A 12,639-nucleotide genomic window follows, 5' to 3' on the forward strand; every position below is an offset into this window, starting at 1 on the left:
ACCACACTCCCCCGCCGGGCCCGATGGCTGGGGGCGAGCCCGGGCAGGCGAGCCCAGCCAGGCCGTGGCCTCATGCGCCCGGGCGAACTTGTGCGCACCGCTTGTCCCGTCGGGGTGCGGTGGCTAGCGTGCGGCTCGGGCGCGCGTGCGCCCGGCGTTACCCGTGCGGTGGGAGGTCCGGTGTCCCTGCTGGCGCGGCCGCTGCGAGCGGCCGTGTGCTCCTTCGTCGTGCTCTCCGGATGTGTCGCGCTCCCGACGGCGGCTGCCGCGGATCCGGGATGCGCGTCCGGCGGGCGGGCGGTGCGCTACGTCGTCGCGTTCGATCGGGGTACGCCGGAGTCCTCGGCGCGGCAGCAGGTCAGCGTGGACTGTGGCCAGTTCTCGACGTACTACCCGCAGATCGCCGTGGCGGTGGTCACATCGGCCGATCCGGGGTTTGCCGACCGCATCGGGCCGCAGCGGGCGTTCAGCGCGCAGGCCACGCGGATCGCCGCCGAACAACCTGCTGCTCCGGCGCAACCCTCCCGCGCGCGGCTCCCGCTCAGCGACCCGGCTCGCGTTCCGACGGCGGATCTGTCCGGCAGGCAGTGGGACATGGACATGATCGGCGCACCGGCCGCGCACCAGGTGTCCGAGGGCAGCCGGGACGTGGTGGTCGGGGTCCTCGACTCCGGCGTCGACCCGAACCATCCCGACCTCGCCGCAGCCGTCGACGCGGCCGACTCCGCGGGGTGCCTCAGCGGCGTGGCCGACCCGAGCCCGGCCGCGTGGCAGCCGACGACCTCGGTCCACGGCACGCACGTCGCCGGCCTCATCGCCGCAGCGGACGACGGCAAGGGCGTGACCGGCGTCGCCCCCGGGGTACGAATTGCGTCGGTGAAGGTGATCGACGACCGCGGTTACGCCGATCCCGAGGCGGCGGTGTGCGGAATCATGTGGTCGGCGGCGCGGCGGCTGCCGATCACCAACAGCAGCTGGTTCGTAAACCCGTGGTCCCTTTCGTGCGTACGCGGCAACGACCGCGGGGTGGTGCACGAGGTGCTCGCGCGCGCCGTGGAGTACGCGACGTCCCGCGGCACGCTCAACGTCGCCGCCGCGACCAACGAGGCCGTGGACCTGACCCCGTCGGCGCGGTCGGGAACGCCGTCCGGGACCGCGAAGTGCGAAGCGTTGCCAGCCGGGCTCCGCGACGTGGTGACGGTGTCAGCGATCGGGCCGGACCGGGTGAAGGCGGGGTACAGCTCGTACGGACTCGGAGTGGTGGACGTCACCGCTCCGGGCGGCGACGACGACCAATGCGTGGTGTCAACGGTGCCCGGCGGCTATGCCCCGCTATGCGGCACATCGATGGCGGCGCCGCACGTGGCCGGAGTGCTGGCCCTGCTGAAGTCGGCGCACCCCGGCTGGTCCGCGACGGAGCTGCGCCGCGCGCTGGAGTCCCGCGCAACGCCCATGCCCTGCCCGGACGACTACGACCTCACTGGCGACGGCGCCCAAGACGCCTACTGCACGGGCTACGACAACTACAACGGTTTCTACGGCCATGGCTTGGCGGATGCCCGCTCTGCCGTGCCGCCTTCCGAGAGCGGACCACCGAACCCGGCCCGCTGACCGCCGCCGGGATTTCGCCCCCGGTGAGGGGTTCTGGTTGGTGTCAGGCGGGCGCCCAGAATCTGACTGGTTACCGGAAGGCGTGACGGCGATCCGGCTCGCGGCACCAGAACAGGCCGATGTCCGGTTGACCCGCCCCCGGTTCGGGTCCAGGCCGTGTCACGTGAGGAGAAGCTTGGCGATTCGTCTCGTCGACCCCCACACTCCAATCGCTGCCAGTGCCACCAGGTAGGCCAGATTTCCGAGCATGCCCGGCGACAAGATTCCGCTTGCGAGTCCTCTCATGAGCTCGATCCCGTGGTACAGCGGGAAACACCGGACCACCCATTGCAGTGCCTCGGGGTAGACCGTGATCGGGAAGAACGTGGTGGAGAACAGGAACATCGGCATCAAGACGAGCTGGATGTAGTCGAACTGGGACGTCGACTTCAGAAAACTCACCAAAGTGATGCTGATCGCCGAGAAGGCGAAGGACACCAGGAGCGCCACCGGCAGAAGGAACAGCGCCCACCACGAGGTGAGCAACCCCATTGCGCCCGTCACGGCCAGGAACGCCACCGAGTACAGGCCACCGCGCAGCATCGCCCACGCTATTTCACCCAGTGCGACGTCCAGGGGGCCGATCGGGGTGGCCAGCATGGCGTCGTAGACCTTGGCGTAGCGCAGTTTGAAGAACAGGTTGTACGTGCTCTCGAAAACCGCGCCGTTCATGGCCGACGACGCCAGCAGCGCAGGCGCCACGAACGCGACGTAACTCATCGGGCGGCCATCCGGACCGGGGACGCTCGTGACCAGCTTGCCGAAGCCGACCTGGAACGCGAGCAGGTAGAACAGCGGCTCGAGCGCGCCGGAGGCGAGGATCGACCACGACCGGCCGTAGACGGTGATGGCCCGTTCGACCAACGCGCTCGCGCGGCCGCTGTACATGCCCGCAGGCAGGATGCGCAGCAGGATTCCGCGCCGTTGCGGCGGAGCCGGGACGGTACGCAGCTCGGTCATCACGCCACCAGCCTTCGGTAGAAGCCGCGGTGCGCGATCGCCCAGCCGGCCAGGATCAGCACGACGAGGTACGCGACATGCCCCAACAGCGCGAGCGCCGGGTACCCGCCGAGCACCGACGCGCGGGACAGCTCGGTTCCGTGCCACAGCGGTGAAATCCACGCCAGCCAGCGCAGGTACAGGGGCAGCTGGTCGATCGGGAAGAACGTGCCGGAGAACAACGTCATCGGGATCACCACGAACCGGAACAGCAGCCCGAACCGCTGCCCCTCGTCGAAAGTCCGGGACGCCAGCGCGGTCATCAGCGAACCGCACGCGAGCCCGGTGAGCACGCCGACGAGGACCACCAGCAGCGCCGGCGCCACGTAGACCAGGTACGAAACGCCGCCGGTGGCCGGGCCCGCCTTGACCTGTGCCCCGAAGCCGAGGCCCATCGCGGCCAGGAACAGCACCGGTTGCAGCCCGGTGGAGTACAGCGTGCTGAGCCAATGCCGCCGGTACCACGTCCAATGTCCCTCGACGCGCAGCCACGCGCCGTGGAACCGGCCGACCACGCGGCCGGTGGAAGAGACAGTCATCAGTCCACCAGCGTCCGTCCGGTGAGCCGGAGGAACACGTCCTCCAGCGAACTGCGCCGCACCAGGCTCGACAGCGGCCGTAACCCACGCTCGTGCGCCCGTTCCAGCGTGGCCTCCCCGGCCATCGTGTACAGCAGCACGCGATCCGGCAGGACCTCGACGCGCTCGGCCAGCCCCTCCACCCGCTCCGCCGCACTCTGCTGCTCCCCCGGCGCGAACCGCAGCTCGACGACTTCCCGCGTGGAATGCCGTTCGATCAGCTCCGCGGGCGACCCTTCCGCAGCGATCCGGCCGTTGTCCATGACGACCAAGCGATCGCACAGCTGCTCTGCTTCATCCATGTAGTGCGTAGTGACGATCAGCGTGGTTCCCCGTGCTTTCAGGCGGAAAAGCCGGTCCCACAGCAGGTGCCGGGCCTGTGGATCGAGGCCGGTGGTGGGTTCGTCGAGCAGCAGCAGTTCCGGGTCGTTGACCAGCGACCGGGCGATGGTGAGCCGCCGTTTCATGCCGCCGGACAGCGAGTCGACCGGTTTCTCCGCCCGATCGGACAGCTGTGCGAACTCCATCAGCTCCTCGGCCCGCTGCCGCACCTGTGCCCGCGACAGCCCGAAGTACCGGCCGTACACGTGCAGGTTCTGCCGCACCGTGAGCTCGACGTCGAGGTTGTCCTCCTGCGGCACCACCCCCAGGCGCGCGCGGATCCGCGGACCCTCGGCGTCCGGGTCCATACCCAGTACGCGCAGGTCGCCGTCGCTGCGTGGCGACACGCACGCGATCATGCGCATCGTCGACGACTTCCCGGCGCCGTTGGGCCCGAGGAAGCCGAATGCTTCCCCAGGCCGGACCTCGACGTCGATGCCGCGGACTGCCTCGAACTCTCCGAACCGTTTGACCAGCGCCTTGGCCTGAACCAGCGCCGGTTCTGCTACCGACTCTCCCACCCCGCCGACAGTAGAGCGGACCACCGACAATTTTCGACCCGTTTCCCGGCGCACAGGTCTCATCACCCGGTCGAAGCACCGCCGAAGCACCCCGCCGACGCACGCCGGGTCAGCGCACGACCACCGTCACCGAGCGGGAAACCCCGTTCACCGCAACGTAAATCGACGCAATACCGGGCCGCAGCGCCCGGACTGTCCCGGTCACCGGATCAAGAGACACCACATCCCACGGACCAGGCCAGCCGCCGATCTGCACGCCGGTACCGCCCCACTGCGCACTCACCGGATACGCCACTGGGACGTCACGACCACCTTGTGTCACCGTCGCGCGCACCTGCCCGGTCGCCCCGCGCGCGAGCGGACCCGGGCCGGTCAGCGACAGGGAATCGACGTTCGGCCGCGTCTCGAACCGGACCGGCTGCGCGCGGTCCGCCGGATCGACCCCGACCAGCGTCCACCCGACGAACCCGCCGTCGCCGGGAGCCGCCGCCGGAGCCTTGCCCGAGTTCCCGTTCACCAGATACGGAACGCCGTCGATCCGCGACAGCCCGAACACGCCCGCGTGCGAAGCCAGCGACGCCGCCGGTTTTCCGGACCGCTCTTCGAACGAGGTGAGCCACGTCTGCAGCAACGCGGCTTCCTTGCGGTCGCCCAGCTGCGAATTGCCGGTCGGGCTCGGATCGCGGACCGGATGGTGCATCGCGACGACCACCCCGCGCACCGACCGGTCCCCGACAGCGCTGTCGAGCGCGTCGTGCAGCATCCGGACTTGGTCGAATCCGCCTGCCCGCAACGAACCACGCGACGAATCGAGCAGAACCAGCCGGACCCCGCGCACGTCCACGACGCGGTGGGTTTCCCCGAAAACCGCCTGGAACTGCTTGAGCCCTTCGCCGCCTTCGGCTTCGTGGTTGCCAGGCACGTAGTACCACGGCACGCGGCCGTCCAGCTCGTCGGCGATCACGTTGCGCGCCAACGCAAAATCCGGTGCCGTGCCGCGGTCCACCAGGTCGCCGTTGATCAGCACGACGTCCGGTTTTGCCGCCACCGCTTCACGCATCGCCCGGCGCGCCTGCGCGACGAGCGGACCGCCGGGAGCATCCGTGGTGAACTGCGCGTCACTCACGACTGCGATGCGCAACCCGTCCCTGCCAACGGAACCCAGCGCCGGGTCCGGAACCACCGGATCGGGTGGCACGGTGGCCGCCGGTGCGATTTCGAAGGTAAGGTCGTCGAATATCAACGTTCCTTCGTATTGGCGTTCCGGCACGTTTTCCACGGCGTAGAACCGAGTCAGCCGCTGTCCAGCCGGCAGGCCCGCTGGCACCGTCGCCGTCACGTACCGCCAGCCACTCCAATCCACCTTCGACGAAAGGTCCACAATGGACGCTACATTTGCCCTGTCCCGCAGTTCCGCGCGCAGCCAGGCACCCTTGCCGTCACCGTTGACCCACACCCCGATCTTCTGCGTACCCGCTGGGACGGCCAATGGTTTGACAGCAGTCACGTACGCGGCACGCGTGGCCGTGGTCCCGGTGAGACGGTAGTCCAATGCCAAACCCTTGCCGCCCAAGCGTCCTTCGGCCGCCGACAACGCCGCGCCGACCACCGCCGGATACACCGAGGCAGACCAGCCGTCCGGACCGTCCGAAGGAGACACCACCCGTGGCTCAGCACCGATCGAGGCAGCCAGATGTGTGCTGAGTCCAGCCGCATGCGCGGTAATCGCCGTGGCTCCGGACGCGGTCAGTGCCGTGACGGCAAAGCCCTTGCCTTGCGGTTCCACCTTTACCACCGCCGGGTCGTACTCCAGCTTCACATCCGACGGCTCCACCCAGGTTCCATAGCCATCCCCGTCGTAGCCGTACACCTGGAATTCGCCGCGCGCGCCCGCCCCGGAGAGCGCGACCTGCGCGGTGCTCGTCCCCAGCCGGACCGGCTCGCCCAGTACGGTCAGAGTGACCTGCCCGCGAGCTTTTCCCTGGCGGGCAACGACATCGACGTCCGTCCTGCCGAAGCCGGGATGCGCGGTGAAAACGTTGTCCGTCACAGTGCCCCGGAACGGCTTCGAGGTCGTCCACCGCGGGTCGGCGGCCACTGCGGCGCCGGTCTCGTCGTGCCCGTGAGCGACCAGCGCCCGGCTCAGTCCGGACAGCACCCGGGCCGAGTCCGCGCCATCCTGGCCCGGCGCAGGCGCGAACCCGGTCAACCGCCCGCTGCCGGGCACGGTCGCGACGCCGATTCCGTTGGGTACCACGCGTTCGTACCCGTCCGACGGCGAGTTCCGCACCGTCGGCGCTGGCGCGCCCTCGTCTCGCGCGAGCAGGGTCGACGAGCCGCCGCCGTCGAGGTTGATCGCGTCGTCGGCACCGAGCCGTTTGAGCTGACGCGCCATTTCCAGTTCGGTCATGCCGCGGCTGTCCACCTGCCGTCCGTCCACCGTGACCAGCCACATCCGCTTGCCGTCAGCGGAAAACCCGACGCCGGTGCGCGGTGCGAGCGTGACGTCGTCGACGGGCAGCAGCCGCCCGTCCTTCACCAGCGCCTTGTTCCCGCCGACCGCCATCGCGATCTTCCCGGCATCGGACCGCGGCGCGTACGAAACCCCCATGCGGTCACCGATGTGCAACGCCGACAGCGCATCCGCACCCGTCTCGCGGCCGAGCAACACTGTGGCACCGGCCGGAATCGGACCGTCCGCGGGCTGGCTGCGCATCTGGGTCACGAGGCCGTCTCGCACCTCCACCTCGACGACCCGCTCCGCGCCCGCCACCGAAGTCGTCCGCGCCGACGCTCCCCACAGCGGCGTGTACACCCCGAGTGCGTCCTTCCCGAGCACCGGGCTGTTGAAGTTCGTCGCCGGGACGACCCGTCCGTCCGGCAGCGTGACCGACGCTTCGAGGAAGATGTCGGCGAGTTTCGCGCGGCCCTCATCGGTGATGGCAGCGGTCGTGTTGTGCCCCGCCGCAGGCGCGGTCTGCAGCTGACCGTGGTCGATGCCGACGCCGATCGGCGCGCCGGTGGCGTTGATGTCGAAGAAGTCCCCGTTCACCCCTGCGACGGCGCCGGTGCGCGCGACCTGCTGCGACAGCGGTGTGCGGGCGGAAACCGTGCCCGGGCTGAGGTACGTGGGCTGGAGGACCTTGCTGGTGAGGTCGACGCTCAGGGCGTCGCCGCGGATCCAGCCTTTGGGGTCGAAGCGGTCGAACTGGGTGAGGTTCAGGCCGGGGGCGACGGCGGTGGTGGAACTGCTGGTCTGCAGGCCGTCGTCGGCAGTCGGGCCAGCAGCAGAGATCGGCGCCTCGCGGGCCGAGGACGCGGCGGGCGCGCTTTCGACCGGCGGCGTGCCGAGCGGAGCGGCCAGCGGGTCGGCGTTCGCTGGTGCGGCCAGCGGAATCACCAGCAGGATGCTGAGCAGCAGAGCTCTCTTCACCGGAAACCCCCAGGATCGCGGAAATGGCCCAGACCAGCAAAATCCATCGGCGCGACCGCCGGAAGTCCCGCCGGTGAACGGGACCTGAATGGCGCAGGTCAGCTCACGGGGTCATCCGCGCGGCCAGAAACGCCCTCGCGAGCAGCTGGTCACCGGCGATCTCCAGCTCGACATCGGTGCGATTCCACAGCAGCAACAGCAAATCCTGCGCTGACGCGGCAACCGTGGCGGCCGCGGCCACCGCCGGACCCTCGCCGAGCACCGGCGGCTCCCCCGGCAGGACCGTCCACGAGTGCCCGGTGTCGGTGGTACGCAAGATGATCGGCTCAGGAAGGGGAGGATCGGTGAGACGCCAGCGCGAAACCCGCGGCAGCATGGTGCCGAGGACCTCGTCGACGCCGTCCGCGGCAAGCACCGGATCGAGCCGGGCCTTGGGCTGCGCGTCGATCAAGTGCACCGCGGTTTCGTGGACCTGGCGGCGGAACCAGAACGCCTTCGCCTTCGCCGCGGCGCCGAAAACCCAGCTCCGGTCCGCGGGGTCGGCTTCGGTGAGTGCGTCGAGCAGAATGGCCGCGCTCTCGGCGTACCACCGCGCGAGGTCCCCGGGCGGCGCAGCGTCGAACTCCTGCGGCTGCAGCTCACCGGTACGCACGATCTCGGCGGCCCACCGGTGCACGTTGCCGAGGTGGACGACGAGGTCGGCCTTCGTCCAGCCGGCGCAATACGGCACCTGGTCACCGAGGTCGGCGTCGGCTTCGGCGGTGAATGCCGTGGTGAGCGCACGCAGGTGCGGAAGGTATTGGAGAGGAGGCAGCGCAGTCACCGGTCGAGGCTAACCGATGCGCTGGGTGCCGAGCACGGACAACAAGCGCAGCGCTTCCTCCGACGGCGAGCCCGGCGCGGCGGTGTCAGCACGACCTCCTGGTCCCGGTCGGCGATCACGTCGCAGTCCACGACGAGGGTCCCGGCCACCGGACGCCGGAACGTCTTGCGGAACACCGATTCGACGGCGACGTCGTGCGATGCCCAGAGTTGCGCGAACCTCTCGCTCCCGGCGAGCAGGTCCGCCACGAGGGTGCGGATTTCGGGATCGTCGGGGTACCTCGCGGCAGTGGCGCGTAGGCGATTCGCTGCGGTACAGGCGAACTCGTCGACCTCCACCAATCCGTACAAGCGCTCCGGAGCGAGAAACACGCGACGCGGAAGGCAGCGTTCGCGGCGGGACAGCGCGGACAAGTCCTCCAGCAACGCGGCCGCGAGCGGGTTCCACGCGATCACCTCATACGCCGCCAAGAGCACCATCCCGGCCGTCTGCGGCAGCCGGTCCAGCTGGTCGAGGATGCTGCACCGGACCTCGCGTGACGGCCCGGCCGCAGGCGGTGGCGAGTTCGTGAAGGTGGTCGCGTTCGACGTCCGAGGCGCAGCGCGCGGGTGAGCCCGGCGAGCACCTCGTTCGACGGCTTCGGGGCGCGGGCCTGTTCGAGCTGGGTGTAGTACTCGACCGACATGAACGCCAGCTGGGCGACCTCCTCACGGCGGAGCCCAGGGGTACGGCGACGACGTCCGGCGGGCAGCCCGACGTCGGCGGGCGTGATGTGTTCGCGCCTGCTGCGCAAGAAGCCCGCCAGCTCTACTCGGTCCACGTGGCCATCTGCGCAGTCGCGGGCGACTCAGCAGCGGAGCCGGACGCCGGATCGGCGCCGCGGTTGCTCGCTCGGGTAGGGGCGAAGGTCGTGCTCGCTGCACGGACGGAAGCCCAGCTCAAGACGGTGACCGAGGAAATCCGGTCGGCCGGCGGCGTCGCGGATCATGTGCTGTGCGATCTGGCCGACGCGCGCAGCGTGCAGGCAGCCATCGACCGGGCGGTGGACCTGCACAGCCGGCTGGACGTCGCGTTCAACAACGGCGCGACGGCCACGCCACCGACTCCACGGGACCAGCTGCCGGAGGCCGATTTCGACCGCATCTACGAGGTGAACCTGTGTGGTCCGTAGCCGTCGATGGTCGCCGAGGTGAAGGCGATGCGGGCCGGTGGCGGCGGGGCGACCGTGAATACGTCCAGCATCGGCAGCCTGGGCGCGAACCCGGCGCTATCCGCTTACGGCGCCACGAAACGGGCGCTGAACAGCCTCACCGAAACGGCGGCGGTCACCTACGGCGCGGAGGGAATCCGGGTGAATGCGATCGCCCCCGGCGCGACGCTGACCGAAATGATGCAGCAGTGGGAGACGGCAACGCCCGGGGTCATCGCGCAGCTGGTCGGAACCACTCCGCTGGGCCGGGCAGCCGAACCTGCCGAGGTCGCCGAAGCGGCGGCGTGGCTGCTGAGCGACCGAGCGTCCTACGTGACCGGCGTGGTACTCCGGGTCGACAGCGGCGCGCAGGTCTAGAACCGGGTGACCTCGGTGCACGGCACCGCCCTGCGCCCGGCCGCGGCGCGCGGGCCCAGAAGCAGGCGGCCCCGGCGAACGGCACCGCCCCGTGACCCGACCACGGCACACGGGCCCCGAAAGAGGCGGCCTCGGTGCACGGCACCGCCCTGCGCCCGACCACGGCACACGGGCCCCGAAACAGGTGGCCTCGGTGCACGGCACCGCCCTGCGCCCGGCCGCGGCGCGCGGGTCCCAAAACAGGTGGCCTCGGCGAACGGCCCGACCCGACCACAACCCACAGGCCCAGAAACAGGCGGCCTCCGCGAACGGCACCGCCCCGCGATCTCGCCGCGGCGCCCGAGGCTGGAACCCATCTTCCTTCGCGACCGGCGCCGCACCGGCGGCCGACGACAGTGCCCAAGCCCAGAAACCGGCATCCTTCACGACCGACGTCGCACTGCCACTCGACGGCGGTGCGCGGGGCCGGAACCAGGCAATCCCCACGACCAGCACCGCCCGAAGGCGACCTCGATACCCAGGGAAAACGAACGCCGGGCAGGGAATCCCCCGCCCGGCGTCCAGGTCAGCCCCGGATCACAGGTCCGGGAACCAGAGCTTCAGCTCGCGCTCGGCCGACTCCGGCGAGTCCGAACCGTGCACCAAGTTGTACTGGGTCTCGAGGCCGTAGTCGCCGCGAAGGGTGCCCGGCGTGGCCTTCTCGACCGGGTCGGTGCCGCCGGCCAGCTGGCGGAACGCGGCGATCGCGCGCGGGCCTTCGACGGCGATCGCGACGACCTGGCCCGACGTGATGAACTCCAGCAGATCGCCGAAGAACGAGCGTTCCTTGTGCTCGGCGTAGTGCTCCTCGGCCAGCGAGCGCTCGACGGTGCGCAGCTCCAGCGCGGCCAGCTTCAGGCCCTTGCGCTCGATGCGCGAGACGACCTCGCCGACGAGGCCGCGCGCGACGCCATCGGGCTTGACGAGGACCAGCGTGCGTTCAGTCACGACGGTGTTTCTCCTTGTGCGAATCCGTGTTATCGGCGCCGAGCCTATCCGACGCCCCCGTCCGTCCCTCAGCGGCGCTGCGGCTGCAGCGTTTTCGACCAGAGCGAGGTGCCGGTGGCGTCCCGGAGGTCGACGGTCAGTGCGCCGCTCGCACCGTCGACGTTCAGCTCCCCGAAATGCTGGAACCCTTGTGCCGGTGAGGTGTTCGGCGTCGGCGGGGCGTGGACGAACACCGCTTCCGGGCCGAAGGTCGGGTCGAGTTTGTTCGGGCCGAAGGCACCGGCGTTGAGCGGACCGGAGACGAACTCCCAGAACGGGTCGAAATCCTGGAACGCGGCGCGCTCGGGCGAGTAGTGGTGCGCGGCGGTGTAGTGCACGTCCGCGGTCAGCCAGACGACGTTGCGTACCCGGCGGCGCTGGATTTCCCGCAGCACCCAGGCCAGTTCCGTCTCGCGGCCGCCGGGTGCGCCGGGCAGGCCGTTCGACACCGCCTCGATGTCCTTGCCGTCCGGCACGACCAGCCCGATCGGCATGTCCGCCTGCACGATCTTCCACGTCGCGGTGCTGCGGCCGAGCGCGTCGGCGAGCCAGCGGGCCTGCCGGTCGCCGAGAATGTAGCCGGGTTTGGTCTGGTCCGAGGTGTTGGCGTCGCGGTAGGTGCGCATGTCGAGCACGAACACCTCGACCCGGCTGCCGTAGCGGAAGCTCCGGTACACCCGGCCGTCCACCGCCTGCCGCTGGTCGATCGGATGCCACTCGTGGAACGCCTGGAACGCCCGCGGCGCGAGGACGTCGGTGCGCTTTTCGGTGTATTCGGGGCGGTCGTTGAGGATTTCGCCGGGGTACCAGTTGTTCACGACCTCATGATCATCCCACTGGACACAAGCCGGTACCTCCGCGGCGAAGCGGCGGAAGTGCTCATCCAGCCGGTTGTACGCGTGCTGGCCGCGGAATTCGTCGAGCGTCTCGGCGACTTTCGACTTTTCCGGCGTCACGATGTTGCGCCACGTCCCACCGCCGGGCAGGGTGACGGTTTCGGTGAGCGGGCCGTCGGCGTACACGGTGTCACCGCTGTGCAGGAAAAGATCGGGACGGCGGCCGGCCATGGCGGAGAAGATCGTCATACCGCCGAGGGCCTGGTTGATGCCATAGTTCTGGCCGACGACGTCACCGCTCCAGACGATCCGCGTGTCGCTGCGGCCGACCGGCGCGGTGGCAAACCGGCCGGACACCGGCTCGCTCGCGCTGCGGCCGTCGAGGTCGACCGCGGTGACGCGGTAGTGGTACTCGGTTCCCGGCGCCAGCCCGGCCACGCGAACCTTGCCGGTGCCACCGGTCGCGGGCGTGACGACCGCGCCGGGCACCCGGCGGGCGTGCCGGAACGACGGGTCGCGCGCGATCTCGACGACGAGCCGGGCGGGCCGGTCGGACCGCGACCACACGATGCCGGAGCCGGCGGTCACATCCCCGGATGCGACGCCGTGGGTGAGCACGGGGCGATTCGGGCGGACGAGCGGGGCGGCGGCAGCGGTGGTGGTGGGGAGCAGGAGGCCGCCAGCCGCTGCCGCTGCCGGTGCGGCGAGGCCGGCTTTGAGCACAGAGCGGCGGGAAGGGGTCGATTCGGTCATGGCGGTGGTTGTATCCCGCCACCGCGGCTGACCGGCCAACTCCGGCTGGCCGCCGGATGAAGGTTCACTGCG

Annotated in this window: 9 protein-coding genes and 2 pseudogenes; 2 read left to right on the top strand and 9 right to left on the bottom strand. The window is 70.1% G+C overall.

All coding sequences use genetic code 11. From position 1 onward, the window contains the following. The first annotated feature begins 180 nt into the window (after positions 1–180). Positions 181–1,611 (top strand): S8 family peptidase, encoded by a 1,431-nt coding sequence (locus tag OO71_RS16055; RefSeq protein ID WP_033290572.1) that lies wholly within the window; start codon positions 181–183, stop codon positions 1,609–1,611. Positions 1,612–1,770: 159 nt separating this feature from the next. On the opposite strand, the gene OO71_RS16060 is transcribed toward OO71_RS16055, so the two are convergent. The 7 genes and pseudogenes from OO71_RS16060 to OO71_RS52200 all read right to left on the bottom strand — a co-directional run. Beyond that, the gene (locus OO71_RS16060) at positions 1,771–2,610 is read right to left on the bottom strand and encodes an ABC transporter permease (RefSeq protein ID WP_033290573.1); all 840 of its coding nucleotides are present in this window, start codon (positions 2,608–2,610) and stop codon (positions 1,771–1,773) included. Beyond that, complete coding sequence (locus tag OO71_RS16065) at positions 2,610–3,188, bottom strand: ABC transporter permease (protein WP_033290574.1); 579 nt, start codon at positions 3,186–3,188, stop codon at positions 2,610–2,612. Before OO71_RS16065 ends, OO71_RS16060 begins: the two co-directional genes overlap by 1 nt. Next, a complete protein-coding gene (locus OO71_RS16070) occupies positions 3,188–4,129 on the bottom strand; it encodes an ABC transporter ATP-binding protein (RefSeq protein WP_033290575.1) in 942 nt (313 codons plus the stop codon). The genes OO71_RS16065 and OO71_RS16070 overlap by 1 nt, the downstream gene beginning before the upstream one ends. Positions 4,130–4,238: 109 nt before the next feature. Beyond that, on the bottom strand, positions 4,239–7,562 hold the full coding sequence (locus OO71_RS16075) for a phosphodiester glycosidase family protein (protein WP_245633681.1): 3,324 nt from the start codon (positions 7,560–7,562) through the stop codon (positions 4,239–4,241). A gap of 103 nt (positions 7,563–7,665) precedes the next feature. After that, positions 7,666–8,385, bottom strand: coding sequence for a maleylpyruvate isomerase family mycothiol-dependent enzyme (locus OO71_RS16080; protein ID WP_033290576.1), 720 nt, complete (start codon positions 8,383–8,385; stop codon positions 7,666–7,668). Then, positions 8,382–8,864, bottom strand: a complete 483-nt coding sequence (locus OO71_RS52195) for an MmyB family transcriptional regulator (protein ID WP_245633682.1) — start codon at positions 8,862–8,864, stop codon at positions 8,382–8,384. The genes OO71_RS16080 and OO71_RS52195 overlap by 4 nt, the downstream gene beginning before the upstream one ends. Positions 8,865–9,022: 158 nt before the next feature. Further along, positions 9,023–9,205, bottom strand: a pseudogene (locus OO71_RS52200) (transcriptional regulator); the annotation flags it as partial. Positions 9,206–9,295: 90 nt separating this feature from the next. Here OO71_RS52200 and OO71_RS46445 point away from each other — a divergent pair. Continuing rightward, positions 9,296–9,952 (top strand): annotated as a pseudogene (locus tag OO71_RS46445) (SDR family NAD(P)-dependent oxidoreductase). Between the two features lie 576 nt (positions 9,953–10,528). On the opposite strand, the gene ndk reads toward OO71_RS46445, so the two are convergent. Continuing rightward, a complete protein-coding gene (gene ndk, locus OO71_RS16100; protein WP_033290578.1) occupies positions 10,529–10,939 on the bottom strand; it encodes a nucleoside-diphosphate kinase in 411 nt (136 codons plus the stop codon). Positions 10,940–11,007: 68 nt separating this feature from the next. Beyond that, the gene (locus tag OO71_RS16105; RefSeq protein ID WP_033290579.1) at positions 11,008–12,567 is read right to left on the bottom strand and encodes an alkaline phosphatase D family protein; all 1,560 of its coding nucleotides are present in this window, start codon (positions 12,565–12,567) and stop codon (positions 11,008–11,010) included. Between the last annotated feature and the right edge of the window lie 72 nt (positions 12,568–12,639).

Source organism: Amycolatopsis jejuensis (genome assembly GCF_000717335.1).
Lineage (GTDB): Bacteria > Actinomycetota > Actinomycetes > Mycobacteriales > Pseudonocardiaceae > Amycolatopsis > Amycolatopsis jejuensis.